The sequence below is a fragment of the Bradyrhizobium sp. 139 genome (genome assembly GCF_023074175.1).
GTDB lineage: Bacteria > Pseudomonadota > Alphaproteobacteria > Rhizobiales > Xanthobacteraceae > Bradyrhizobium.
This window is the reverse complement of sequence record NZ_JADPKS010000046.1, coordinates 1-26,553: the sequence shown is the minus strand read 5'-3', so window position 1 is coordinate 26,553 and position 26,553 is coordinate 1. Positions and strand designations below refer to the sequence as shown.

The 26,553-nt window shown below is 58.2% G+C and carries 19 protein-coding genes; all 19 read left to right on the top strand.

Annotated features, from left to right (window positions below; translation table 11 throughout):
• Positions 1 to 8: 8 nt before the first annotated feature.
• The 19 genes from rfbB (at position 9) to IVA80_RS11840 (ending at position 26,413) form a co-directional block, all read left to right on the top strand.
• Positions 9 to 1,067 carry a dTDP-glucose 4,6-dehydratase gene (gene rfbB / locus IVA80_RS11930; RefSeq protein ID WP_247429536.1) on the top strand — a complete coding sequence of 353 codons (1,059 nt, stop codon included), beginning with the start codon at positions 9 to 11 and terminating at the stop codon, positions 1,065 to 1,067.
• Positions 1,068 to 1,074: 7 nt separating this feature from the next.
• Positions 1,075 to 2,064 carry a dTDP-4-dehydrorhamnose reductase gene (rfbD, locus tag IVA80_RS11925; protein ID WP_247429533.1) on the top strand — a complete coding sequence of 330 codons (990 nt, stop codon included), beginning with the start codon at positions 1,075 to 1,077 and terminating at the stop codon, positions 2,062 to 2,064.
• Positions 1,973 to 2,860 (top strand): glucose-1-phosphate thymidylyltransferase RfbA, encoded by an 888-nt coding sequence (rfbA, locus tag IVA80_RS11920; RefSeq protein ID WP_247429531.1) that lies wholly within the window; start codon positions 1,973 to 1,975, stop codon positions 2,858 to 2,860. Before rfbD ends, rfbA begins: the two co-directional genes overlap by 92 nt.
• A 111-nt stretch (positions 2,861 to 2,971) precedes the next feature.
• Positions 2,972 to 10,207 carry a DUF4082 domain-containing protein gene (locus tag IVA80_RS11915; RefSeq protein ID WP_247429529.1) on the top strand — a complete coding sequence of 2,412 codons (7,236 nt, stop codon included), beginning with the start codon at positions 2,972 to 2,974 and terminating at the stop codon, positions 10,205 to 10,207.
• A 10-nt stretch (positions 10,208 to 10,217) separates the two neighbouring features.
• Positions 10,218 to 10,541, top strand: coding sequence for a hypothetical protein (locus tag IVA80_RS11910; RefSeq protein WP_247429527.1), 324 nt, complete (start codon positions 10,218 to 10,220; stop codon positions 10,539 to 10,541).
• Positions 10,519 to 12,732 carry a peptidase domain-containing ABC transporter gene (locus IVA80_RS11905; protein WP_247429525.1) on the top strand — a complete coding sequence of 738 codons (2,214 nt, stop codon included), beginning with the start codon at positions 10,519 to 10,521 and terminating at the stop codon, positions 12,730 to 12,732. The genes IVA80_RS11910 and IVA80_RS11905 overlap by 23 nt, the downstream gene beginning before the upstream one ends.
• A 107-nt stretch (positions 12,733 to 12,839) precedes the next feature.
• Positions 12,840 to 14,156 carry an HlyD family type I secretion periplasmic adaptor subunit gene (locus IVA80_RS11900; protein WP_247429523.1) on the top strand — a complete coding sequence of 439 codons (1,317 nt, stop codon included), beginning with the start codon at positions 12,840 to 12,842 and terminating at the stop codon, positions 14,154 to 14,156.
• 772 nt (positions 14,157 to 14,928) lie between these two features.
• Positions 14,929 to 15,441: a glycosyltransferase gene (locus tag IVA80_RS11895; protein ID WP_247429521.1), complete on the top strand. Its 513-nt coding sequence runs from the start codon at positions 14,929 to 14,931 to the stop codon at positions 15,439 to 15,441.
• Between the two features lie 279 nt (positions 15,442 to 15,720).
• Entirely contained in the window at positions 15,721 to 16,785 is a 1,065-nt protein-coding gene (locus tag IVA80_RS11890; RefSeq protein WP_247429519.1) for a Gfo/Idh/MocA family oxidoreductase, read from the top strand.
• Between the two features lie 4 nt (positions 16,786 to 16,789).
• Positions 16,790 to 18,310 (top strand): lipopolysaccharide biosynthesis protein, encoded by a 1,521-nt coding sequence (locus IVA80_RS11885; protein WP_247429516.1) that lies wholly within the window; start codon positions 16,790 to 16,792, stop codon positions 18,308 to 18,310.
• A gap of 28 nt (positions 18,311 to 18,338) precedes the next feature.
• Positions 18,339 to 18,860: an acyltransferase gene (locus IVA80_RS11880; RefSeq protein WP_247429513.1), complete on the top strand. Its 522-nt coding sequence runs from the start codon at positions 18,339 to 18,341 to the stop codon at positions 18,858 to 18,860.
• Positions 18,861 to 18,958: 98 nt separating this feature from the next.
• Positions 18,959 to 20,137 (top strand): DegT/DnrJ/EryC1/StrS family aminotransferase, encoded by a 1,179-nt coding sequence (locus IVA80_RS11875; protein ID WP_247429510.1) that lies wholly within the window; start codon positions 18,959 to 18,961, stop codon positions 20,135 to 20,137.
• Positions 20,134 to 21,135, top strand: a complete 1,002-nt coding sequence (locus tag IVA80_RS11870; RefSeq protein ID WP_247429507.1) for an NAD-dependent epimerase/dehydratase family protein — start codon at positions 20,134 to 20,136, stop codon at positions 21,133 to 21,135. Before IVA80_RS11875 ends, IVA80_RS11870 begins: the two co-directional genes overlap by 4 nt.
• A gap of 151 nt (positions 21,136 to 21,286) precedes the next feature.
• Positions 21,287 to 22,144, top strand: a complete 858-nt coding sequence (locus IVA80_RS11865; RefSeq protein ID WP_247429505.1) for a glycosyltransferase family 2 protein — start codon at positions 21,287 to 21,289, stop codon at positions 22,142 to 22,144.
• A gap of 177 nt (positions 22,145 to 22,321) precedes the next feature.
• Positions 22,322 to 22,837 (top strand): UDP-N-acetylglucosamine--LPS N-acetylglucosamine transferase, encoded by a 516-nt coding sequence (locus tag IVA80_RS11860; RefSeq protein WP_247429503.1) that lies wholly within the window; start codon positions 22,322 to 22,324, stop codon positions 22,835 to 22,837.
• A gap of 279 nt (positions 22,838 to 23,116) precedes the next feature.
• A complete protein-coding gene (locus IVA80_RS11855) occupies positions 23,117 to 23,281 on the top strand; it encodes a hypothetical protein (RefSeq protein WP_247429501.1) in 165 nt (54 codons plus the stop codon).
• Positions 23,278 to 24,420: a DegT/DnrJ/EryC1/StrS family aminotransferase gene (locus IVA80_RS11850; protein ID WP_247429499.1), complete on the top strand. Its 1,143-nt coding sequence runs from the start codon at positions 23,278 to 23,280 to the stop codon at positions 24,418 to 24,420. Before IVA80_RS11855 ends, IVA80_RS11850 begins: the two co-directional genes overlap by 4 nt.
• Before the next feature lie 17 nt (positions 24,421 to 24,437).
• Positions 24,438 to 25,418: a glycosyltransferase family 2 protein gene (locus IVA80_RS11845; protein ID WP_247429496.1), complete on the top strand. Its 981-nt coding sequence runs from the start codon at positions 24,438 to 24,440 to the stop codon at positions 25,416 to 25,418.
• A 50-nt stretch (positions 25,419 to 25,468) separates the two neighbouring features.
• Positions 25,469 to 26,413 carry a glycosyltransferase family 8 protein gene (locus tag IVA80_RS11840; RefSeq protein WP_346347991.1) on the top strand — a complete coding sequence of 315 codons (945 nt, stop codon included), beginning with the start codon at positions 25,469 to 25,471 and terminating at the stop codon, positions 26,411 to 26,413.
• Positions 26,414 to 26,553 lie beyond the last annotated feature (140 nt).

Below are 26,553 nucleotides of genomic sequence, written 5' to 3'. Positions count from 1 at the left end.
TGAGTAGAATGCGTATTCTGGTGACCGGCGGAGCGGGCTTTATCGGTTCTGCTGTGTGTCGCCGTTTGGTGCTGCAGACCGGTGTCGCGGTGGTCAACATCGATAAGTTGACATACGCAGCCGACCTGACTTCGCTGGCAAGCATTGAGGGGCTGGGGTCTTATGCGTTCCTGCAGTCAGACATCTGCGATCGCGAGGCTATGGATCTCGCGTTCGCCGACTACGAGCCGGATGCGATCATACACCTTGCCGCCGAAAGCCACGTCGACCGGTCGATCACCGGACCCGAGGCTTTCGTCAGCACCAATATAGTTGGTACCTACACGCTGTTAGAGGCGGCCAGGACCTACTACGAACGGCTGCCGCTTCCGCGGCAGAAGCAGTTCCGCTTCATCCACGTATCGACAGACGAAGTCTATGGGTCATTGGGGTCGGAGGACTTGTTTCGCGAGGACACGCCCTACAGGCCGAGTTCGCCGTATTCGGCCAGCAAGGCGGCCTCGGACCACCTCGCACTCGCGTGGTTTCGAACCTACGGTCTGCCGGTCATCGTATCGAATTGTTCGAACAATTACGGGCCGTACCAGTTCCCGGAAAAGCTCATCCCGCTGACGATCCTCAATGCGCTCGACCGGAAGCCGCTACCGGTCTATGGCGACGGCAGAAATATTCGCGACTGGCTTCACGTCGATGATCATGCCGCCGGCCTGATAAGACTTCTGTACGAAGGAAGACCGGGCGAGAAGTACAATTTCGGCGGAGATGGCCAGCGATCCAACCTGGAGGTGGTCACCCGGATTTGTGACGTGGTGGATCGGTTATCCCTGGGCGGGGGAGCGAGACGATCTCTCATTACTTTCGTGCCGGATCGTCCGGGGCATGATGCGCGCTATGCAATCGACGCGTCAAAGGCACATCGCGAACTTGGCTGGGAACCGACGAGGACCTTCGAACAGGGATTGGCCGAAACGGTCGGATGGTATCTCAAAAACCGTGCATGGTGGGAGCGTACTCGCTGCGGTGTCTATGACGGCTCGCGCCTGGGTCTCCTCGTCGCCCAACATTGAGGTGAAGATGACAGATCGACCCATCCTCATTGCCGGGCGGAATGGTCAGTTGGCAAAGTGTCTTCGTGAACTCGCTGCGATGCGGGGTCTGCCTGCGGTGGCTCTCGGGCGCCGAGAACTCGATCTGGAGAACCGCGAAGGGATTGACAAGATCATCGCGTCGATCGCGCCGTCTGCAATCATCAATACGGCCGCTTATACCGCGGTTGATCAAGCTGAATCTGAAGCAGCGAAGGTGTTCAGCATCAACCGCGATGGCGCGGCGACGCTAGCAAATGTCGCTTGGCGGATGAACATTCCACTCATCCATCTCTCGACCGACTATGTATTCGACGGAGCGAAACCGGATGCGTACGACGAAAGCGACATTCCCGCGCCGTTGAACGTCTACGGCGCGTCGAAGCTTGCCGGCGAAGCTGCCGTATTGGCCGCGCATCCGCTCGCGACCGTGATCAGATGCTCGTGGCTTTACAGCCCTTATGGCAGCAACTTCGTTCGAACGATGATGCGGCTATGCGAGACGCAGCCCAGCGTAAGGGTTGTTCGGGACCAACATGGAAATCCGACCTATGCATTCGACCTAGCTGAGGCCGCCCTTCGAATCGCAGAACGGTCAGTAACGGACGATCGGAGGGCCACGGCCGGTATCTTTCATCTCGCCGGTCAAGGCGCGACAAGCTGGCACGGCTTTGCGCAGGCAATCTTCTACGAGCTTTCCCGTCGTGGAGCGCGGATACCGGCGCTTGAGGCCATCCCGACTGAAGAGTTTCCGACCGCTGCGCGTCGGCCACGGAACTCGTGCCTGGACTCATCTAAGGCCGAACGCGTGTTCGGGATTCGATTGGCGCCTTGGCGCCATTCACTTGAAGCCTGTCTCGACCGGCTAGTCGGAGAAGGAGAAACCGATGCTGAGGGGAATCGTGCTGGCTGGCGGCAGCGGAACGCGCCTCTATCCGATCACGCACGTGGTCAGCAAGCAGTTGCTCCCGATTTATGACAAGCCGATGATCTATTATCCCTTGTCGACGCTGATGTTGGCAGGGATCCGCGAGATTCTGATTATCACCACGCCTTCAGACCGGTGTCAGTTCGAACGGTTGCTGGGGGACGGTAGCCAATGGGGCATTCGTCTCAGCTACGCGGAACAAGCCCGTCCGGCCGGTCTCGCGGACGCCTTCATTGTTGGTGCCGATTTCATCGGAAGCGATCGTGTGGCGATGGTGCTTGGGGACAATATCTTCTTCGGCGATGGCCTGAGCGAACTGCTTGCCAGGGCGGCAGGACGTGAGCAAGGCGCAACAATATTCGCCTATCACGTGCGGGACCCAGAACGATATGGCGTCGTCGCGTTTGATGAGGCGGACCGCCCGGTATCGATCGAGGAGAAGCCCAGACAGCCGGCTTCGAACTGGGCAATTACGGGGCTGTATTTTTTCGATAATCGCGTTGTCCACTACGCTCGTCGCGTCGAGCCGTCGTCGCGTGGAGAGCTCGAGATTACCGATCTTCAGATGCGCTACCTTTCGGCCAGCGCGCTGCACGTTGAGCGGATGGGGCGGGGGTTTGCCTGGCTGGATACCGGCACGGTCGAGTCTCTCATCGATGCAGGGACGTTCGTGCAGACCCTCGAAAAGCGGCAGGGAATGAAGATTGCCTGTCTCGAGGAGGTTGCCTTCAGACTCGGCTTCATCAATCGGGATCAACTTATCGCGCTGGCGCAACCGTTGGAGAAGAGCGGCTACGGCAAATATCTGAGCGAAGTCACTCGGCTAACGCATTTCGCTTCGAAATAGCGCTACGCAGCCGACATGTACAATTATGTTAAATGTATATGCCCATTGAATTGACGGCGGTAAAAAAAGAGAATTAAATAGGAATAGTAGATTTATTTAATCGGTTCGGCCATGCTGTTTCAAAAAGCGAGCGTCTTTAGTCGGGGAGCTCGGGCCGTTTTTCCAACGGACGATATTCCCGAGGGGGCGGATGTTTTTTGGCGAGAATCGCCGTTGTGGGATGCGTTCGAGGGCTCCGAACCTCGCGGACTTTGGGTTCCGCCGTTTGCTCATCTGCCAGCAGGCGAGTCATCCAGTCTTCCCCGTCTCTTCTCCGCACCTTTCCAGTCGCGATTGTCTAATCTGCTGTCTTCGACCTCTTTGACGAGCCGCTATCAGAGCTTGGTCCCGACATTCCCATCTGCGGCAAGCAAAGGGACGTCGCCGCCATCGTCATCGATTTCGACCCCGGGCACCACCCACTGGACCAATTCCAGCGACGGGGCCTGGAATGTCGCTACGAACTGGAGCGCCGGCGTCCCGGGCATCATTGACTCTGCGTTCCTCGATGCGGCGGGAGCGTATGTCGTCACCAGCACGGCGAGCGTTGATATCAAGAGCCTGGTCGTTGATGCAGGCGCGACGCTTTCGTTCGGTGCCGGGTCGCGATTTATCGTCGAAGGCGATGTAGTGAACAATGGGACTGTCGAAGCTGAATCGCTTCTTGGCGATCGCATTGCTACAGGTGACTTTAAGGCCCACGTCAGCGGCACAGGATCTTTCGAAATTTCAGACAAGGCGATCCTGGAGATCGGGGGTTCGGTTTCCGGGCAGTTCTTGAATGGATCGTTCTCCGGCATAACCGTGTCGTTCGACACGGGAAGTGGCACGCTGGTCCTCGATCAGTCGGCCAAGTTCCATGGGCTGATCGCAGGGTCGTCGCCGGGGGCACCGCTTTCGCCAGAGAACCTCATCGACCTGAAGGATCTACCCTTCACATCGTCGATGTCGGCGACCGTCCACTACGACAATAGCTCGAATATCAGCATAGTCGATTTCAGCAATGGTGCGGCCAATATCACCTTGCTGTTCTCGGGGATGGACTCGAATTGGAATTTCAAAAGCGATGGGCAGGGAGGCACCCTTGTCTCCGATCCACCCACGAATCCCATCGTACTGGAAAACCAGAAGCCAGGTACGCCGAAAAGCGTCTGGCAGATTCAGCCGGGCGACAATTCGAATCTGACCCAGGGGTTTGCGACAGCAATCAGCACCAATGTCGGCGGGACGGTCCAACTCAAGATCAACAACCTGACCGGCAACCCGAACTATCGCGTCGATGTTTACCGGCTGGGCTATTACGGCGGCGATGGTGCCAGATTGGTTACGAGCCTGCAGCACCAGGCCGCAACTGCGGTCGTCCAACCCGCTCCATTGAGAGACCCGTCGAGGGGGCTCGTAGACGCCGGCAATTGGAGCGTGACCGACTCCTGGAGCGTGCCGACCGATGCGGTCTCGGGCGTCTACATCGCCAGCGTCGTCAACGGCACTGAGATTTTCCAGATCCCGTTCATCATAAGGAACGACGCTTCGCACAGCGACATCGTTCTCCAGACAAGTGATGAGGACTGGCAAGCCTACAACGGCTGGGGAGGGGCCAACCTTTATTTCGGGAACGGCCCGGGCATCAACGGATCAGCCTTCGCGGTCAGTTACAATCGCCCCCTCGTAACGCGTGACGGCGAGGGAACCTTTTCCGAGGGGGGAGACTCTCCGTTCACGGCTGAGTTTGCGGCCATTCAGTGGCTCGAGCAAAACGGGTACGATGTCTCCTACATTTCTGGAATCGATGCTGCGACAAACGGCTCGTTGTTGCTCAATCACAAAGTCTTCATGGACGCGGGGCATGACGAGTATTGGACCGAAGCTCAGCGCGCCAACGTAGAGGCCGCAGCGCATGCTGGCGTGAACCTCGCGTTTCTCACAGGCAACGAGATCTTTTGGAAAACAAGGTTGGCACCCAGCATCGATGGCAGCGGATCAGCCAGCCGCACACTCATTAGCTACAAGGATACGCACGCAAATGCGCTGATTGATCCAACAGGACAGGCGACCGGAAATTACTCTGACCCGCGGTTCGGTCCGCCTCTTCCCTCGAATGAGTTGACCGGTACATTGTTCGCGGTCAACGCATTTCGGTACGATACGATCACGATACCGTATCCAATGACCCAATTGCGCTTCTGGCGCAATACAGCCGTCGCGCAAACGGCTTCCGGGCAGATTGCCTCGCTCGTACCGGGCCTATTAGGCGTCGAATGGGACGTCGCACCCGACAACGGATTCCGCCCAGCGGGGTTGATCAGTGTCTCATCTTCAACATTGCAGGTTAATGGACAGTATCTCCTTGACTATGGCAATGCGTTCGCAGATGGCACAGCGACCCACAATCTCGTAGTGCATCGGGATCCCGTTAGTGGTGCACTGATATTCTCCGCCGGTTCAATCAACTGGCCATGGGCGCTTGCTAGCGACCACGACGGACCGGCCACTCCGGTAGATCCGAACGTACAGCAGGCGATGGTTAACCTGTTCGCCGACATGGGGGTTCAGCCGGCGACGCTGCAAGCGAACTTGACCGCCGCGACCCAGTCGACAGACGGTACGGCGCCGACCTCTGGTATCACCAATCTCTCGGCTGCCAGCGTTGTCGAGGGACAATCGATCACGGTGACGGGAACGGCCGCTGACGCGGGTGGAAAGATTGCCGGCGTCGAAATCTCCACGAATGGTGGAACAACCTGGCATCCAGCCAACAGCAACGTCGGCGCGACGAACGTGACGTGGTCATACACGTTCGTCACAGGGGCTCAGGGGACATATAATCTCAAGACCAGAGCGGTCGACGACAGCCTGAACCTGGAAGCACCGGGTGCAGGGGTTACCTACACCGTCACGCCGTCTTCCAACCTGACACTCTTCAATATTACCGATACGCCTGCGGTGATCTCAAATAGCGATTCCGGCTCAGTTGAGCTTGGTGTCAAATTCGTCCCCGCCGTGTCGGGCAAGATCACCGGCATTCGTTTTTACAAGGGGCCTGAGAATACCGGTACCCATATCGGTGATCTCTGGACCACAAACGGCACCCTGCTTGGGAGCGCCACCTTCACCAACGAGACGGCGAGCGGCTGGCAGCAGGTTAATTTCGCCACTCCGATCACTGTTAACGCTGGCGTGACGTATGTTGCTTCCTATCACACGAACACCGGTCACTATTCCTCAACCGATTTCTACTTCATCAACTATGGAGGCCTTACGAAAGGGGCGCTCACTGCGCCTGGCAGCAGCCTCAACGGCGTCTTTGCCTATGGCAGTGGTCCGATCTTCCCCGATGACGTTTCCTCTACGAAAGCCGCAAATTACTGGGTCGACGTCGTTTTCTCTGATTCAGGCACGACGTCGCCGCAAGCTAACGGGGACAGTGGATTCACGGTTACCCAGAATGGTGTGCTGAACATTCCGGCATCAGCGCTGCTAGCGAACGACACCAACCCATCCGGATTGGCTTTCTCACTTACTGGCGTCAGTAATCCGGTCAATGGAAGCGTAAGCTACAATGCGCAAAACCAGACCGTGACCTTTACCCCTGCCAATGGCTATGCCGGGACAGCGGGTTTCGCCTACACGATCACAGACACGAGCGGCCAAAGCGGGGCCGGCCAGGTGTCGCTCAAGGTCGATTATCTGGTCTCTGCGCAGAGCCTGTTCGGCACCAATGATGCGCCAGGAGTCGCCAATTCCGGCGATACCAGCCCCGTCGAAGTTGGGGTCAAGTTTACCGCATCCGTGAACGGAACAATAACCGGCCTGCGCTTCTACAAGGGATCTTTGAATACCGGTCCCCATGTTGCGGATCTCTGGAGCTCGACCGGTACCCTGCTTGCGACTGCCACATTCACGAACGAGACAGCCAGCGGCTGGCAGCAGGTCAACTTCTCCACCCCTGTGGCCACCACGGCAGGCGCCACCTACGTCGCGTCCTATCACACCATCGGTAATTATTCCGGTACGCAGAACTATTTCACGACATCGCTTACCAACGGCCAGTTAACGGCTCCGGCTAGCGGCAATGGCGTCTATGGCTACGGATCCGGAAGCGTTTTCCCGACCAACAGCTATAACGCCAGCAACTACTGGGTGGACGTCGTCTTCAACGGATCCTCCACCACCAACAATACGCCGCCAACCGCAGTTGCTGACGTCGGTGATGCCACCGAGAAGGGCGGCGTGAACAACAGCACCGCTGGCACAGCGGCCACCGGCAACTTGCTGACCAACGATACCGATCCCGACGCAGGCGATACCAAGGCGGTCAGCGCCGTCAGCTTCGGCTCGACCAGTGGCACACTCGGTTCAGCGCTCTCTGGAGCGCATGGCAGCCTCGTGCTCAATGCCTCGGGCACCTTCACATATGCGGTCAACGAGACGGATCCGGCCGTGCAGGCCTTGCGATTGTCGACCAACACGCTGACCGATTTCTTCAATTACACGATGCGCGACACCGCCGGCGCCACGTCGTCGACCACGCTCACCGTTACAATTCATGGCGCCAACGACGCGCCGGTGCTGGCCGTCCAGACCGGCGATCAGACCGCGATAGTCGGTACGTCATTCTCCTTGACGCTGCCTGCGGGCACCTTCACCGACGTTGATTCCGGGGAGTCTCTCGCTTACACAGCGACCGCCGCCGACGGCACGGCACTTCCCGCATGGCTGACCTTCAATGCCTCGACACGGACCTTCAGCGGTACACCAACGTCCAGCAATGCTGGCACCCTCAGCATCAAGACATCGGCCACCGATCTCGGCGGTCTGTCGGCCAGCGAGACGTTCAATCTCACGGTGACGACAGCGTCGTCCCCAACCGTGAGCCTGTTCTCGAACTCGGACACGCCGGCCATTCTGTCGGATTCCGATGCGTCGCAAGTCAATCTTGGCGTGAAATTTACCTCGTCCGTGGCAGGCACGATCACCGGCATCAAGTATTACAAGAGCGCAAATGACCCCGGGACTCATACGGGCTCGTTGTGGAGCAGCACCGGCACGCTGCTGGTGAGCGCGACGTTCACCAACGAGGGCAGCAGTGGCTGGCAGACCGTCACGTTCAGCAATCCCGTTTCGATCGCGGCTGGCACGACCTACGTGGCGAGCTTTCACAGCAACGGTCATTATGCTTCCACCACCAACTACTTCACCGCCGCTCGCACCAGCGGTCCGCTCACGGCTCCGGCTAGCGGCAATGGCGTCTACACCTACGGAACCGGCAATCTGTTCCCAACCAGCTCGTATAACGCCAGCAACTACTGGGTGGACGTCGTCTTCAACGGATCCTCCACCACCAACAATACGCCGCCAACCGCAGTTGCTGACGTCGGTGATGCCACCGAGAAGGGCGGCGTGAACAACAGCACCGCTGGCACAGCGGCCACCGGCAACTTGCTGACCAACGATACCGATCCCGACGCAGGCGATACCAAGGCGGTCAGCGCCGTCAGCTTCGGCTCGACCAGTGGCACACTCGGTTCAGCGCTCTCTGGAGCGCATGGCAGCCTCGTGCTCAATGCCTCGGGCACCTTCACATATGCGGTCAACGAGACGGATCCGGCCGTGCAGGCCTTGCGATTGTCGACCAACACGCTGACCGATGTCTTCAATTACACGATGCGCGACGCCGCCGGCGCCACGTCATCGACCACGCTCACCGTTACAATTCATGGCGCCAACGACGCGCCGGTGCTGGCCGTCCAGACCGGCGATCAGACCGCGATAGTCGGTACGTCATTCTCCTTGACGCTGCCTGCGGGCACCTTCACCGACGTTGATTCCGGGGAGTCTCTCGCTTACACAGCGACCGCCGCCGACGGCACGGCACTTCCCGCATGGCTGACCTTCAATGCCTCGACACGGACCTTCAGCGGTACACCAACGTCCAGCAATGCTGGCACCCTCAGCATCAAGACATCGGCCACCGATCTCGGCGGTCTGCCGGCCAGCGAGACGTTCAATCTCACGGTGACGACAGCGTCGTCCCCAACCGTGAGCCTGTTCTCGAGCTCGGACACGCCGGCCATTCTGTCGAATTCCGACGCGTCGCAAATCAACCTTGGCATGCAATTTACCTCGTCCGTGGCAGGCACGATCACCGGCATCAAGTATTACAAGAGCGCAAATGACCCCGGGACTCATACGGGCTCGTTGTGGAGCAGCACCGGCACGCTACTGGCGAGCGCAGCTTTCACCAACGAGAGCAGCAGCGGTTGGCAGACCGTCACGTTCAGCAATCCCGTGTCCATCGCGGCTGGCATCCCCTACGTCGCGAGCTTTCACAGCAACGGCCACTATGCTTCCAGCACCAGCTACTTCACCGCCGCTCGCACCAACGGTCCGCTCACGGCTCCTGCGAACTTCAATGGAGTCTACACCTACGGAACAACCAATCTGTTCCCGACCAGTAGCTATAGCGCAAGCAACTACTGGGTCGACGTCGTTTTCAAGGGATCCAGCGGCAGCAACCAGCCACCGGTGGCTACGAATGATAGCGGCTTCGACGCCACCCAAGGCATCCCGTTTACCATCGTCGGGGCGGCACTGCTTGCCAACGATACCGATCCGAACGGCGACGCTCTGACGATCACTGGCGTGAGCGGTGCCGCTAATGGGACCGCGACCTTCAACGCCCAGAACAATTCGGTGACGTTTACGGCAGCGAACGGCTTTACCGGGCCGACTTCTTTCGACTACTCCATCTCAGATGGCCGGGGTGGCACTGCAAGCGCCTCCGTCAACGTGACGGTACACGCGCCATCGTCCAACGTGTTTAGCCTGTTCGGCTCCAATCCCACACCGAGTGTTGTATCGGCCAACGATGGCAGCGGGATTGAGGTCGGGATGAAATTCCAGGCGTCCACCTCGGGCGATATCACCGGACTGCGTTTCTACAAGGGACCGTCCAACACGGGGACTCACGTTGCAGATCTGTGGAGCAGTACCGGTACGCTTCTGGCCACAGCCGTATTCGCCAACGAAACGGCAAGTGGCTGGCAGCAGGTCAACTTCAGCTCTCCGGTGACGATCGCTGCGGGGACCACGTATGTTGCGTCCTACCACAGTTCGGGCGGTTACTCATCCGATCCAAGCCTCTTCGCTAGTTCCGTCACGAGCGGGCCGCTTACGGCTCCGTCATCTTCATCCAGCGGCGGCAACGGCATTTACGCTTACGGGACCGATAGTCTGTTCCCGACGAATAGCTTCAATGCGACGAGCTACGCCGTCGACGTACTATTCAGACCTCAGCTAGCAGCATAGGAGACGTAAGATGCACGCCGAACTTTATACCGACGGAATCGAAGAAATTACCGTCAGCGGAACCATCGTCCGCGTCGATCTGGTCAGTCTTTCCCCAACGGAGCGTGATGCCAACAATGTCCCGAAACGCGTGTTTTCTCAGCGTCTGATTTTGTCGGTCGAAGCCTTCGCCAATTCGGTCGATGTGATGCAGAAGGCGCTTCAGGGTTTGGTCGACGCGGGCGTGGTCCGGCGGAATCAGCCAGCTGAGCCGCACAACGGTGCGTCGATCGTACGCGATGCGCTAGCGCCCAACACGCCGCGGTCTCATAATGTCTCTTCAAATTTCCGGTGAAATCGACGCCGCTGGCAGCGCGGAGGACCGGGTTGTGGACCCGCCCGGATTGGCGACGCAGACGGCATTGGAATGCTTGTCCAAGGTTTCCGGTCATCACGGCATCGACCTGCCGGTCGAACGTTTGAAGCACGCCTATGCCGTAGCCGGCCCGCTCTCGTTGAATCTCCTGTTGCGCATGGCGAAGGATGCAGGCCTGCGTGCGAGAAGCACGAAGATGGACTGGGGTGCGCTGATCCGTCTCGGAGAAGCCTATCCGGCGCTGGCTCGGCTCGCCAATGGCAACTGGGTCGTTGTCCTTGGTGCGGGACTGGGAGCTGAGGGCACTGAGGTCGTCAGTATCTTCGACCCGCTCGCCGACCGCAAGCACGAGGTCTTGGTTGTCGACGGAAACCGATTCTGTACCCGATGGACCGGTGACACGATCCTGATCAAGCGCGAGCAGTTGACACAGGGTGGTCGGAGGAGTTTCGGCCTCCGGTGGTTCGTACCGGAATTGCTTCCTCAATGGCGACTGTTTAGAGACGTCGCGATTGCCGCCATCCTGCTCTACGCCCTGGGTCTCGTCATCCCGATCTTTTTCCAGCTCGTCATCGACAAAGTTCTGGTTCACGAGAGCTTCACCACGCTCTACGTACTCTCGGCAGGGGCGGCCGTGGCACTCATATTTGACGCGATATTCGGCTTTCTGCGGCGCTACCTGCTGCTTTATGCGACCAATAAGGTCGACATTCGAGTTGCTACAAAGACGTTCGGTCATCTCCTCGGGCTGCCGGTCACCTTCTTCGAGCACATGGCTGCGGGAGTCCTGGTCAAGCACATGCAGCAAGCGGCCCGGATCCGCGAATTTCTTACCGGGCGACTATTTTTAACCACGCTCGACGCGCTTTCGTTATTCGTCTTCCTCCCGGTACTTGCGCTCTACAGCGTCAAATTGACGTTTCTGGTTCTGGCCTTCACTGCCACGAGCGGCGCTGTTGTCGGCCTGCTCATGGGCCCTTTCCGGCGACGTCTTTACGATCTTTATCAGGCGGAAGGTGCGCGGCAGGCTCTCCTCGTCGAAACAGTTCACGGTATGCGCACAGTGAAGTCGCTGGGGATGGAGCCCGTGCAGGGCAGGGTTTGGGATAGCCGCTGTGCACAGTCGGTGGCCATGCGATTCGGTGTCGAGAAGATTTCCGCAGGCGCCCAGGCGCTTACCGGATTTCTCGAGAAGATCATGACGCTTGGGATCATCGCTGTCGGAGCACTCGACGTCTTCGCTGGAGAAATGACAATCGGCGCGCTGGTCGCCTTTAACATGCTGGCCGGGAGGGTCTCCGGACCACTGGTCCAGCTCGTGACCATGGTGCATGAATACCAGGAAGTTGCTCTTGCCGTGAAAATGCTCGGCGAGGTGATGAATCAGAAGCCTGAGCGTGATGGTAGGAAAGATGGGCTGCGGCCGGACCTTGCCGGCAAAATCGAGTTCGAGAGTGTTTCTTTTCGCTACGGAGCTGAGGGAGCGCCGGCGCTTGATGATGTCTCCTTCGTCGTCGAGCCGGGTTCGATCTTCGGGATCGTGGGCCGGAGCGGCTCCGGCAAGACGACGCTCACGAGGCTGATTTCGGGCATGTATCCGGTGCAGCAGGGGGTGCTACGTATCGACGGATATGATTCGAGGGAGCTCGACCTGGCGCACCTGCGCCAAAAGCTCGGTATCGTCTTACAGGATAACTTCCTGTTTCGCGGGACGGTTCGCGACAACATCGCCTGCGTGAAACGTGATGCGACCTTTGCCGAGGTCGTCGGTGCGGCGCAGCTCGCCGGCGCCGACGAGTTCATCGAGCGGTTGCCCCGTGGCTTCGACACCATGCTTGAGGAAGACGCCTCGAACCTGTCCGGCGGGCAGAAGCAGCGGCTGGCGATTGCGCGGGCTCTGATCGTCAATCCACGGATCGTAATTTTCGATGAGGCGACGAGTGCCCTCGACTCCGAAAGCGAAATGATCATCAGGCGCAATCTTCGCCGCTTGGCGGCAGGGCGCACCGTCATCATCGTCTCGCATCGGCTGTCAATGCTGACCGAAGCGAGCCAGATCCTGGTGATGGACCGCGGCCGAATCGTTGACGTGGATCGCCACGACCACCTGCTGTCGAAATGCACCATCTACAGGCATCTGTGGAACCAACAGATGAAGCAGATTGCATGAAGGAGACACGACAATCACGCGCGGACGCGAAGTCGGACGGTCTGGTCCCGGCCAGAACGATCGAGCGACGGCGAAAGCTATTCAGGCCAGTGCCGAGGCGAGCGCCAGTGATCGCGGAATTCCAGGCCGATGCAACCGAGGTCGAGCAGCAAGCGCCGCCGCGGCTCGCGCGTCTCACCCTCTACAGCGTGCTTGCACTGATTGCCTTCGCAGTCACCTGGGCATCCGTTTCGCAAGTGGAGATGATCGTCACGGCGCAGGGAAAATTGGCCACGACACGTCCCAACCTGGTCGTGCAGCCGTTGGAGACGTCGGTCATACGCGAGATTCACGTCAAGACTGGTGATCGCGTCAACCGCGGCGATGTTCTGGCTACCCTCGATCCGACTTTCTCGCAGGCGGATCTTGATCAATTGCGCGGCAAATTGGCCGGATTCGATGCGTCGATCGATCGCCTGGGCGCCGAATTGAATGGAACCGAGTATGCCGTCCAGGAGCTCGCGAATGCGGACCAGATCCTGCAGGGCAGGTTGTCCTTGCAGAGGAGGGCCGCCTATGAGGCGCAGATCCAGAACTACGACGCACAGATCGCTTCCGCTCGAGCCAATCTTAAGACAGCGCAGAACGAAGAGGCGGTTCTCCTTGAGCGACTCGACACGATGCGTTCGATCGAAGCCATGCGGACCACGTTAATGGACAAGGAGGTCGGTTCGAGGCTGAACTTTCTATTGTCTCGCGATGCACGGCTCGAGGTTGAGAGCAATTTGGCGCGCGTCCGTGGCAATATCGCCGACACCACGCATCGGCTCGACAAGGCCCGTGCTGACCAGAAGGTCTTCGCCGAGGAGTTTCGTCGCGCCACCTATCAGGAACTGGTGGAGACCTTGCCGAAGCGCAATGGCGCAGCAGAGGAATTGAAGAAAGCCGAGCTTCGTCGGCAGTTGATCGTCCTGCAGGCGCCGGCAGATGCCGTGGTGCTGGATATCGCAAACCGGACAGTCGGCTCGGTGGTTCGCGAAGCGGAAACGCTGTTCGTCCTGGTTCCTCGTGACGTGCCTCTCCAGGCGGAGGTCAACGTCGAGGGGCGGGATATCGGTCAGGTGGCGCTTGGACAAGCGGTCCGGATCAAGTTCGAAGCATTTCCTTTTCAGAAGTACGGAACTGCAACGGGAGAGATCCGCGTCATCAGTCAGGACACGTTCTCGCCGGATCCGAAGGCCGAAGGTGCGCGCCGCGCGCCAGCTCCCTATTACCGCGTACTGGTCGATTTGTCCGACACGCACCTTCGGCTGCTGCCTGAGCGCATTCAACTGATTCCGGGTATGGCGGTGACGGCCGAAATGAAAGTCGGCAAGCGCACCGTGATTTCCTATTTCCTGTACCCGTTGCTTCGCGGTCTGGATGAAAGCATCCGGGAATACTAAGGCATTCAGGGCAGACGGCGATCCAATGAAAGCAGTTCCCGCGGCACCGTAGCACGCGCTGCTGGAATTGTAGGCCAATCGAAGCCATCGTCCGGCGGCCGCGACCACCCAAATGATCCGATGGCGCATAGGACCGCAATGGCTTAAGTGGGCGCCGACGGAATGCGCTGGATTGCTCGTTAGCGGCGTGAAGGGCGAACGTCTTCGCGCCTGGTCCGCGCCAACACTGGTTGCGAACGGGAGTGGACCCCCGGCTGAGCCTCGTGCAGCGGCCGCACGCCAAGATGTTGGATCACGATGCCGGCGCGTTGCAGGTCCGTTCTCTACCTCAAATTTCGAACCGATTGCTCGGAAATTTTGCGCGTCGAGACTGCGAGGCGGGCTCGGCCGCTGAGGTGTATAATTATAATAATGGCTCCGATTAGTTCGACTTGCGCGAATTCAGGTCAAAATATCCCGTGTTCGTAGGCGGTTGCGCGTTTTAAAAATTTAATAAGATAGTCACTTGAAAATAATGGCGGCCCCTGTATTATCTAATTACAAGATTAAATGGATCATTAAATCAATTTCAATGGTCGTGTTTCCTCGCAGGAGCCGTGATGCGTCCGCAGGGTCGACGTTCGAACATGGTCGAGACCGTGCCTCTCGCGAGCGCGGCCATGCACGACCGGCAGCGCACGCAGCATTTATCAGGAGCCAGAGCGCATGTGATGGCAAAGCATCAGGACCAAAATACTGCTCACCGAGCGGTTGATTATGAAGGACGCGTCCCATGATCTTCGTAACAGTCGGTACGCAAGTCCAGTTTGACCGTCTGATCCGAACGGTCGATGAATGGGCCGGTGCACGGGCGAGAAACGATGTGTTCGCTCAGATCGGGCCATCAAGGCATCAATGCAAGCACATCCGCTCCGAACGATTCGTCGACCCCAGCGGATTCAGAAACTGCGTTGAGGCGGCAAGCTTGGTGATCGCTCATGCGGGCATGGGCTCCATCATTACCGCCCTCGAACTTGGGAAGAGAATTATTGTGGTGCCGCGTCGTGCAAGCTTAGGCGAACACCGAAACGATCATCAGGTCGCAACGGCAAAACAGTTTGCCGCGCAGGGCCGGATTGAGGTCGCTTTCGAGGAAAGCGAACTAGCCGACAAGCTTGATCAACTGGACGTCCTCAACCGATGCGAGCGCCTCGGTGGAGAAGCATCACCGCAGTTGATCACGACAATTCGGACTTTTATTGAATCGGGACATATCCGTTCCCAACCTACCAGCGCTTCAGCTTAGGCGGTCAACATGGAGCTACAAGACGGTCGAGTCTCTTTTCGTCTCCAGTCGTGTGGGACCGATGGAGGGGACGCCAACGACCAAGACGGCCGAAAGAGCGGGCGGCCCTGCTTGACGTATCCTCCATGATAGTGAGCTGGAATGTCCGGGATGCACTGCGCGCGTGCCGGCGTTCATTTCCGATTGGGTATTGGCCAGCAGTGGCCATCGCCAGAGCAACCGAAAGCGATAGCCAAGTAAATTCAACATTTCACCCGATTTCAGATCACTGGTGCAATTATGTCGAGCGACACAATAGGAATTGGAGTTATCGGATACGGCTATTGGGGACCGAACCTAGTCCGCAATTTCGCTGCTCATCCCACGGCGCGTCTAATCGGCGTATGCGACTTTGACTCGGAAAAGCTCGCGGCCAGCAAGCGGCTTTATCCGGGGGTGATAACGACATCCTGTTGCGACGAACTGCTCAAGAACCCTGCCGTCGATGCCGTGGCTATCGCTACGCCGGTTCATACACACTATGAACTGGCTCTATCCGCACTCAAGGCGGGCAAGCACGTTCTCGTGGAGAAGCCGCTTGCACAAAGTTCAGATATGGCCAGACACCTGATCGATGAGGCGGATCGGCGCGGTCTGATATTGAGCGTGGACCACACTTTCGTCTACACGCCTGCCGTGCGGAAGATCCGCGAGCTCATGGTCAAGAAGGAGCTCGGGAGCGTCTATTACTACGACGGCACACGCGCGAGCCTTGGCCTGTTCCAGAGTGATGTCAACGTGATCTGGGACTTGGCGGTGCACGACATTTCGATCATTCACTATATCTTCGATGAGCAGCCCGTTGCCGTTTCGGCTACAGGATCATGCCATGTGGTCGGCTCGCCGGAAAACATGGCCCATATCACGTTGTTCTTCGATAGCGCATGCGTGGCCCACATCAGCGTCAATTGGCTCTCGCCGATCAAGGTTCGCCAGACGTTCATCGGAGGCAGCAAGAAGATGATCGTTTACGACGATCTTGAGCCGACGGAAAAGATCAAGGTGTATGACAAGGGCATCACGGTCGATGGCTCCTCTGACAAAGCCCATCAGTTCCGGATCGGTTATCGGGCCGGCGATATGTGGGCGCCCCACGTCTCCCCCAGGGAAGCGCTGCAGGTCGAGGTCGACCACTTCATCGAATGTGTGCGTAGCGGGACGCAACCGATTTCGAATGGCATGTCCGGGCTGCGGGTGATCGAGGTCCTGGAGGCTGCATCCCGCTCGATCGCCGAGCACGGCAAACCGGTCCTGCTGAAGCGGCAGCAGCGCAGAGTTCCGGAACGTGCGACGGCAACGGTCTGAACCATTGGCGGGCGACATTCAAGTGCGCGAGCAGCGCGACGGTCTCGCAATGAGTTCGGTACGACGCTCCATCCTGTTTTCGGCGGTCGATCGCTATGGCAGTCTTGTGCTGTTCCTGGTCGTCACCGCCGTCCTCTCTCGTCTGCTATCGCCCACGGAATTCGGAGTGTATGCGGTTGTCAATGCCGTGACCGCGGTAATTGGCGCGTCCTTTCAGGAGTTCGGGGGCGGAAATTATCTGATTCAGAAGCGTGATCTATCTCCAGCCGATATTCGCTCAGCCTTCACCATCTCGCTGGGGATCTCAGTAGCCATCGCGCTTCTTCTGTTTGTTCTTGCGGGCGCGCTCTCAGATCTCTTCGCCCAGGACGGTCTCAAGAAAGGCATAGAGGTGTCGGCGCTGAATTTTTTCCTGGCGCCATTTTCCGGCACAATTTCAGCCTTGCTGCGCCGGGACATGAAGTTCGGCACGTTAGCCATCTGCAACTTCGCCGCGGGTGTGGCTGTTGCAGTGGTCTCGATCGGGCTAGCGATAGCGGGATTCAGCTATATGGCCCCGGTCTGGGGTGCCTTGGCGGGAAGCGTGGTTCTGACCTTGACGCTGCTCGCCAGTCATCGGGACTTCGACGCGCTGCGTCCCTCGCTCCTCAAATATCGCGAAATCGTCAGCTTTGGCCTTTATGCCAGCGGGGTCAGCGTCATCAACGTCTTCTACAATCTGGCGCCCCAGCTGTTCCTTGCAAGAATTCTGGACTTCATGTCCGTCGGTCTGTACAGCCGCGCGATTAACCTGACGCAAACGTTCGACAAGCTCGTTACGCAGGTATTGAACCCTGTTATCATGCCCGCGATTGTCGCAAGGCGCCAAGCGGGGGATGACTTGAAGGCCGTTTATCTCGAGGCGATCGAGCTGCTCTCCGCCGCGCATTGGCCCTTCCTGATATTCGTGGCCATTATGGCGCGTCCGATCATCGCAATCTGGCTCGGCGAGACATGGCTGGAGGTCGTGTCTCTGGTGCGGTTGCTCTGCATCGCAAACATGGCGCTTTTTGCTGCGTGCTTGAGCTATCCGATGCTCGTAGCGGTCGGAAGTGTACGGGATGCTTTGGTCTCCTCCTTCATCTCGCTACCTCCGTCGCTGCTTGTAATTTTTGGCGCATCCTTCTTCGGTGTGCAGGCTGTCGCTGCCTCCGCAGTCTTGACGTTGCCCTTCCAGGCTGCCGTCGCGATCTATTTTATCGGGCGGCATCTAGGCTTCAGGCCAACAGACATTATTCGCGCGCTGATGAAGAGCGTCGTCGTCACGGCGGTAACCGCTTTAGGCACATCCGGCTGTGCGGCGCTGACGGAAGCGGGGATCGTGACACCGCTTGCCGGTTTGGCCTCGGGATTGTGTGCTGCGGCGCTTTGCTGGTCGCTAGGGCTGCTACTGACCGGCCACCCGCTACTGCATCAGCTCCATCTCGCCGCAGCTAGTCTCGCCCGTGCTGCACCAAAACTGAGGCCATCCCGTTCAGCCCTGTAAGGCCCTGCGATTTTTTGAAGGCGGAGAGATGCCCATCACAAGCGACGTAAAGCTCGGCAGGGACGTCAGGATCTTTCATCCCGATCTAGTCAACCTGTATGGTTGCGTCGTCGGTGACGAGAGCAGGATCGGAACCTTCGTCGAGATCCAGGCGGGGGCAAAGATCGGTGCGCGTTGCAAGATATCGTCGCACAGCTTCATCTGTGAGGGCGTCACGATCGAGGACGAAGTGTTCGTCGGTCATGGCGTGATGTTCACGAACGACAAATTTCCGAAGGCGACAACCTCGGATGGTCGTCCTCAGCAAGCTTCGGACTGGACACTGCAGCGCACGCGTGTCGGTAGGGGCGCTTCGATCGGCTCGAACGCCACCATTCTGTGCGGTGTAACGATCGGAGAGGGGGCCTCCGTCGGCGCGGGCGCGGTGGTGACGAAGGACGTTCCGCCCGGCGCCACCGTAGCGGGAGTGCCCGCTCGGGTTCTATCCGGAGCCGGAGACACCATCCTGAGCGATCGTGGCTCGTCAGAGTCGCTTCGTAAGCCATTTTAAATCCCGAGATATATTTACTCGAATTTAATGCTTGATTAAATGATGGTAATGGGGATTAATTGTTTTACGTCCTGTTGGTCCAAACAAGGTTTTGAATCTTGATATCCTTCCTGGATCTGAAAGCCCAATATAGCCAAATCAAGCCGGAAATCGACGCCGCCGTGGCGAGGGTCCTCGCTAGCGGGCACTTTGTGCTCGGGCCGGAGGTCACCGCCTTCGAGGGTCGCTTTGCAGATTATTGCCGGACCGCCCATTGCCGCGCAGTGAACAGTGGCACTTCGGCGCTTCACCTTGCCTTGCTGGCGGCGGGCGTCGGACCCGGTGACGAAGTCATCACAGTATCAATGACGTTCGTCGCGACGACCGCAGCCATTCTCTACAGCGGCGCGAGGCCGGTGTTTGTGGACGTCGACCCTGTAACATGGACGATGGATCCCGGCTTGATCGAGGCCGCGATAACACCGCGAACCAAAGCTATTCTTCCAATTCATCTCCACGGACTGATGGCCGACATGGATCCCATAATGGAGATCGCGCGTCGTCACGGTCTGGTCGTCATCGAAGACGCCGCGCAGGCGCACGGCGCGGAATACCGGGGACGTCGCGCAGGCTCGATTGGCGATCTGGGATGCTTCAGCTTTTATCCCGGAAAGAATCTTGGAGCGTTTGGCGAGGGTGGAGCCATCGTAACCGATCGGCCTGAATTCGCGCGCCGCGTGTCACTGCTGCGGGATTGGGGGCAGGAGGCGAAATACGATCACGTCATCCCCGGATATAACTATCGCATGGACGAAATTCAGAGTGCGATACTGAACGTCAAGTTGGACTACATCGAGCGCTGGACGGAAGCGCGTCAGTCGCTCGCTGAGCGATACAATGCACTGCTGTCTGATCTCCCATTCGCGCGTCCCCAGCCGCCCCGGTACGCCCGTCACGTCTATCACGTCTATGCGGTCAGATTGCAGTGCCGCGATGACGCGCTGACGCTATTGCGTGATTGCGGCATTGGCGCCGGGATTCACTATCCCGTTCCGGTGCATCTGCAGAGAGCCTATTCAGAACTCGGTTATCATGCCGGTGATCTCCCCGTCACCGAGATGCTTGCGAGCGACTTCCTCTCTCTTCCCATCTATCCGGAGTTGCTGCCGGTACAGGTGGCCGAAGTTGTCTCCACATTGAGAAGCGCGGCGGCACTGCGGCCCAGCGAAGCGATCAGCAACCGTGTGGAGCATCCACAAAGCGTCATGACATGGTCCCACAACAGGAGAGCGTCTTGATTGATCTCAAGGGAAAACGCGTTCTGGTCACCGGCGGCGCAGGATTCATCGGCTCCCACATCGTTGATCTGCTTTGCGACGAGGGCTGCATCGAGATCGTTGCCCTCGACAACATGGTCAGAGGCCGGCCGGAAAATCTCCGGCGCGCGCTCGGGCGTGGACCGGTGAGACTGGTTCACGGCGACATACGCGATCGCAAGCTGATGGAAGCGCTGGTAAAGGCTGCCGATATCGTGTTTCACCAGGCCGCACTCCGCATCACTCATTGTGCAGCCGAGCCACGCCTGGCCAAGGAGGTCATGGTGGACGCCACCTACGACCTGCTGGAGCTGTGCATCAAGCACGACATTGAGAAGATCATCGCAGCCTCCTCGGCATCCGTATATGGCATGGCCGAGGAGTTTCCGACAACCGAGCGGCAGAATCCGTACAACAACCGAACTCTCTATGGAGCCGCCAAGGCGTTTAACGAAGGGCTTCTGCGGGCCTTCAACGATGTATGCGGCCTCGATTACGTGGCGTTCCGATATTTCAACGTCTATGGCAGCCGGATGGATATCCACGGACGGTACACCGAGGTCTTGATCCGCTGGATGGAGCGGCTGGAGGCCGGATTGCCTCCCATCATCTTTGGTGACGGCCGTCAGAGCATGGATTTCGTCCACGTCCGCGACATCGCGCGCGCCAACATCCTTGCAGCCAGGTCAAAGATTACCGATGAGGTCTTCAACGTTGGGAGCGGCACTGAAACCAGCCTGACGGAGCTGGCGATGGCGCTTGCGTCTGTGATGGGACGCCGAGGCTTGACACCCGAATTCGGACCGGAGCGCTCGGTCAATCCGGTACCACGACGGCTGGCATCGACGGGCAAGGCAGAACGTCTGCTGGGTTTCCGCACCACGGTGTCGCTGGAGCAGGGGCTCGCCGATCTCGTGAAATGGTGGCGATCCGAACGCGAGCTCGCTTCGGATCGTCAGCGGCAGGCGGCGGCATCGTGATTGAGACTGAGGCGGAACGCGCGGCCGTGCCATCCGGATAGATTTCGTTGGTGCCGCCCATGGCGGCCTAGCAGGGGCTCCGCTGAGACTGACGGACCCCGCAGCCGCCTCAGAGAGGCACGGAAGTCTGATCCATTCCACCGGGCCAGCCATGATTTCGATCGTCGTCCCAGCCCACAATGAGAGTTCCGTGATTGCGCGGACGTTGAGCCAATGGGTCGGCAAGCCAGGTTCGGACGAGCTGCGCGTGGTCGTCGTTTGCAATGGCTGTACAGACGACACCGCGAATATCGCCCGGCGTTTCGGCCCGACCATCAAGGTTGTGGAGTCGGACACCGCAAGGAAGACCCACGCTCTGAATCTTGGTGATCAAGCCGCGAACATCTTTCCGCGGATTTACGCTGACGCCGATATTGTTATTGCCGTTGATGCCATTCTAGCTTTGGCAAGACGCCTCAATGAAGGTGACGTTTTGGCGGTGGCGCCTACGGCAGACATAAATCTGGCGGGCTGTTCCTGGCTCGTCCGCAAATACTTCGGAATTCGGTCACGGTTGCCGTCTTCGCGCGAGGGAATCGGAGGTTCAGGCGTCTACGCCTTGTCCGAGGCCGGACGCACGCGGTTCGGCCAATTTCCAGACATCACCGCTGATGACACCTATGTTCGACTTCAGTTCAGACGGGAAGAGAGGGAGACTCTGCCCCACGTGAGGTCCACGGTATTCGCCCCACGCACTCTGCTGCAGCTCGTCGCCGTCAGAACACGGGCCTATAGGGGAACATTCGAGCTCGCCCGGCGCTTTCCCGAGCTGCGCGCAAACAAGGGAGCGGGCAATAATCGGATGCTCGTTACACTGTTCAAAGAACCTCGCATATGGCCCGGATTGTTGATCTATTGCTGGGTGAACATTGCTGCTCGATGTATCGCAACCAGAGGCGGCCGACGTGGAGATCATCTCTGGCAACGAGACGAGACTTCGCGGGTGGCGCTGCCAGATTCGATCAAATGAGGCCCTAATTCGGTTGGGCGCGTGATAGGAAAATCGAACGCGTCGCCATATAAAAATGCTTGATTTTAAATAGCCTGCCTGTTAATTTAAATGGTAATTTAATATTAAATGCAGGCAATTCGAGGCTTTCGATACGGGAGCTTGCGGATCTTGCAGCATCTTAGGGGAGGCCAGCCAATGCTTCGGAGCCCGGTCTTTCATCGCAACCCGGGGCTGAACCCCTATACGGAGCGGTCACGCAACGTACGGCCGAAAGTGCTGGCAGTCTCTTCGGGTGGGGGCCATTGGGTGCAGCTGTTGCGGATCAAACCCGCTTTCGAGCATTGCGAGGTTACGTTCGTCACCGTCCATGAATCTTATGGCGCGCAGGTGCCCGACCACAAGTTCTACCTCGTCAACGATGCTAACCGCTGGACCAAGATCGCGCTGTTGAAAGCAGCGCGCAGGATCGCCTGGATCGTTTGGAATGAAAAGCCGGACATCGTAGTCTCGACGGGGGCCGCTCCGGGATATTTGGCGCTGCGATTCGGACAAATAATGGGTGCGCGCACCATCTGGCTCGACAGCATCGCCAACGTTGAGCAGCTTTCGATGTCGGGAGACCGAATTGGCCATTGCGCCGACCTCTGGCTAACGCAGTGGCCTCATCTGGCGCGACCCAACGGGCCCTACTACACAGGCGCGGTGCTATGAGCTTCGCGATGGGCGGAGCGCCGGGATATCTTGAGCGCTTCATCCACACGGTTGATGAGTGGGCCAGCGGGGCCAAGCGGCTCGGTACACAGGCATCGCACGACCGCACGCATTGGTTTGTCGGATAGATACTGTTGTTGTGGGCGGGCACGAGCAATGAGGAGTGGCAGAGACGCAGATATCCCAGGCACGCGCCGCCAAATTCTGGGCCTAACCGCAGCGCGGCGCCGCGCGTGCAACGCAGTTCATAGACATCGGACCTCGTCAAAGGAAGTGTAAATGAAAGAATCTCACGCCGGCGCGCATGTAATGGAGGCGGAGCACCTGCCGAATAGTCGGGACGCCAGCAGTGCGCTGGAGCAGGGCCCGGCGCAGTTCGTGAAGTGGCGGCGCGCGGAACGCAAGCTCGTTGCGGTCAGCCCGCGAGAGGCGGTTGCGTCGTGATTCCGATCGCACTGCCGCTCCTCGCCGACGAAGAAGCTGGTGCCGCGCGCGCAGTCGTTCTGTCGGGCTGGGTGTCGCAAGGTCCGCAAGTCGCCGCCTTCGAGCAAGAATTCGCCACCCTTGTCGGTGCACCCTTCGCATGCGCTGTATCAAATTGTACCACAGCCCTGCAGCTCGCGTTGGCGGCGCTGGACATCGGACCCGGTGACGAGGTGATCACGCCGAGTCATTCTTTCATCGCAACGGCCAACTCGATCCGGTTTCAAGGCGCAACCCCCGTTTTTGTAGACATCGATCCGTTAACCTACAACATCGAGCCCACCCGGCTGGTGGAAGCGATAACCCCGCGAACGCGCGCGATCATCGCAGTCCACCAAATGGGCATGCCTTGCGACCTTGCAACACTTACCGAGATAACTGACCGTCATGGCATTGTCCTGATCGAGGATGCGGCGTGTGCTGCCGGCAGTAAAATCCGCATGAATGGGCAATGGGAGTCGATTGGGAAACCGCATGGCCGCATCGGCTGCTTTTCCTTTCACCCTCGGAAAGTGATCACAACCGGAGAAGGCGGGATGCTGACCACCGCCGATCCGGAGCTCGATCGCAAATTCAGACTGTTGCGCCAACATGGCATGAGCGTCCCTGACACGGTGCGGCATGGTTCGCCTCAAGTAATCTTCGAGGATTATCTCGTCGTCGGCTACAATTACCGCATGACCGACATACAAGCGGCGATCGGTCGCAAACAGCTCGAACGCCTTCCGCAACTGGTGGCGCGACGCCGCGCCATCGCTGCCAGATACACCGAGCTACTCTCCAATTTCGAGGGTGTGCGCGTGCCGGGGGAGCCCGAGTGGGCCAGGTCCAATTGGCAAAGCTATTGCGTTCGTTTGCCTGACCACCTCGACCAGCGCACCGTGATGCAAGACCTGCTCGATAAGGGAATCGCGACACGACGGGGGATCATGTGCTCGCACCGCGAACCCGCTTACGCCAATGGGAAGCAGCGCCATGATCTCCCTCAATCCGAACTCGCGCAGGATCGTTCGATACTGCTGCCGATTTACGCGCAAATGAGCCAGGAGGATGTCAATCGAGTCATCGATGCCCTGCTGCAGCACATCCGAATAGCTTGATAGCCAGGATAACGGGAATGGCGAAGGTCGATGTTGTTGTCCCCTGTTACAATTATGGGCGTTTCCTTGAGGCTTGCGTGTCAAGCATTCTCAGCCAATCCGTTTCGGATTTGCGCGTACTTATCATCGACGACTGCTCCTCGGACGATTCGGTGTCAGTCGCAAGGAAATTGGAGCAAAGCGACCCGAGGGTGACGGTGAGAGCGCATTCGTGCAATCATGGTCACATCAATACGTTCAATGAAGGAATCGCGTGGGCATCATCGGAATACTTCTTGCTCTTGTCCGCTGACGATCTGCTGGTTCCCGGAGCCCTCCAGCGGGCAACGGAGATCATGGACGCAAACGCCGACGTTGTTCTTACATATGGAGAATGCATCCTCTGGTTTGACGATTTACCGGTTCCTACGTTACCTGCGGGCGAGAACCATTCTTGGACACGGCAAGATCTGATAAAGGAGATGTGCACCACAGCCAGAAATGACGTTCCCTCAGCGACCGCAATTGCGCGGACACGGACACAGAAGGCGATCGGCGGATATCTCACGTCGCTCCCTCACGCCGGCGATATGGAAATGTGGTTACGTTTTGCTGCGCACGGCACAGTTGCCCAGATCAATGCGGTGCAGGCAATCTATCGCAAGCATTCGTCGGCGATGTCCAACGCCTACTTTGCCAAGAGAATACTAGATTATCGGCAGTGCTTGCTCGCGTTCGAGAGCTTTTTTGATGAATGCGGGGATCGCGTTCCAAATTCGCGGAGTTTAGGTGCCCGGGCGCGCCATACACTGGCTCACCAAGTGTTTCGCAGCGGGATCGGATTGCTGCGACGTGGGCGCCTTAGTGACGGCCTTTGCCACATACACGAAGCCATGACCATGGATCGCCGGTTGCGATACTTTCCGCCAATTTGGCGAGTGCTGAAGATTCCAGGCAAAGACGGCCGTCGGTGGGCGTTGTCCGCTATCAGAAGAGCGCCGGGCAGGCTATTGGAGTGACGAATTGCTCGCTCGGCTCACGAGGTCGATAATAATCATTTCGTTTCCTTATGGAATCAAAACAAATGCGATGCCCGATTGTCCTCGCTTGTGACCGGCGGTATTCTATGCCGCTTGCAACGACCCTGCGGTCAGTTGTGGAGACGAATAGAAGCGACGAACCGCTCGAGTTTCATGTGCTTGTCGACGGTGTTTCCGAGCGTATCCGAAAGAGAATATTGGACTCTCTTCCGCATGGTTCTGCGTCGATCCGATGGATCGAAGTAGACTTGCAGATGTTTCGGGATTTCTCGACCATTAGGTACATTTCAAAAGTCACCTACGCCCGGTTCCTTATCCCCCGCATCTTTCCGAACACTGTATCCAGGGTGTTGTATCTAGACTCCGATCTCCTCGTTCTTGATGACTTGCAGGCGCTCTGCGCAACAGATCTCGGGGGAAAGGTTCTTGGCGCAGTTCTGGACGGTCTCGATTCTCAGCTGAAAAATCAAACCGTTCGCGCACCGGTGCCTCGCGTGCGAGACTACTTTAATGCCGGTGTACTTCTAATAGACCTTGACCAATGGCGACAGGCGAAAATCTCCGAAGCGGCGTTAGACTATCTCAAGCGCTATCCGGGATCGCCGTACTCGGATCAAGACGCACTAAATGTTGCGTGTGATGGCCTTTGGAAAGGGCTCGATTCCCGATGGAATTATCTGGCTTACAACACGGAGCTCGACGTGTCCGAATTGGCAGACCAGTACAAACCCAGCATAGTTCACTTCACGACCTGGAACAAACCTTGGAGACCTGGCGTTCCAAACGCGAATGCCACGTTGTACGACTCGTTTCGAAGCCGCACGCAGTTCGCGCGCAACTCTATGGACAGAATGGAAAGCACGCTGCGTATCGGTTGGTCCCGCATAAAAAGGTTCAGGGACGCAAGACGGGTCAAATCAACTCGGTCGGATACCATGATTGATCGTCAGGTTGATCGGAGTCGCTACAAATAGTCGAACAGTCTCCTCTTGATCATCCGTTCGCGGGGAGTCGACTAGACGATCGATTCCAAGAAATCTGCGTCGGAACTGATTGGGTGTTGGCGGATTCCTCGTTTGCGATTGGCGCAATGAGGAGCGACATCATGGCAGGA

Coding starts and splice junctions, on each gene's coding strand:
- IVA80_RS11865 (WP_247429505.1), top strand. CDS start 21,287: ATGATTTCGATCGTCGTCCCAGCCCACAATGAGAGTTCCGTGATTGCG.
- IVA80_RS11905 (WP_247429525.1), top strand. CDS start 10,519: ATGTCTCTTCAAATTTCCGGTGAAATCGACGCCGCTGGCAGCGCGGAG.
- rfbD (WP_247429533.1), top strand. CDS start 1,075: ATGACAGATCGACCCATCCTCATTGCCGGGCGGAATGGTCAGTTGGCA.
- IVA80_RS11840 (WP_346347991.1), top strand. CDS start 25,469: ATGGAATCAAAACAAATGCGATGCCCGATTGTCCTCGCTTGTGACCGG.
- IVA80_RS11855 (WP_247429501.1), top strand. CDS start 23,117: ATGAAAGAATCTCACGCCGGCGCGCATGTAATGGAGGCGGAGCACCTG.
- rfbB (WP_247429536.1), top strand. CDS start 9: ATGCGTATTCTGGTGACCGGCGGAGCGGGCTTTATCGGTTCTGCTGTG.
- IVA80_RS11910 (WP_247429527.1), top strand. CDS start 10,218: ATGCACGCCGAACTTTATACCGACGGAATCGAAGAAATTACCGTCAGC.
- IVA80_RS11845 (WP_247429496.1), top strand. CDS start 24,438: ATGGCGAAGGTCGATGTTGTTGTCCCCTGTTACAATTATGGGCGTTTC.
- IVA80_RS11890 (WP_247429519.1), top strand. CDS start 15,721: ATGTCGAGCGACACAATAGGAATTGGAGTTATCGGATACGGCTATTGG.
- rfbA (WP_247429531.1), top strand. CDS start 1,973: ATGCTGAGGGGAATCGTGCTGGCTGGCGGCAGCGGAACGCGCCTCTAT.
- IVA80_RS11915 (WP_247429529.1), top strand. CDS start 2,972: ATGCTGTTTCAAAAAGCGAGCGTCTTTAGTCGGGGAGCTCGGGCCGTT.
- IVA80_RS11880 (WP_247429513.1), top strand. CDS start 18,339: ATGCCCATCACAAGCGACGTAAAGCTCGGCAGGGACGTCAGGATCTTT.
- IVA80_RS11895 (WP_247429521.1), top strand. CDS start 14,929: ATGATCTTCGTAACAGTCGGTACGCAAGTCCAGTTTGACCGTCTGATC.
- IVA80_RS11860 (WP_247429503.1), top strand. CDS start 22,322: ATGCTTCGGAGCCCGGTCTTTCATCGCAACCCGGGGCTGAACCCCTAT.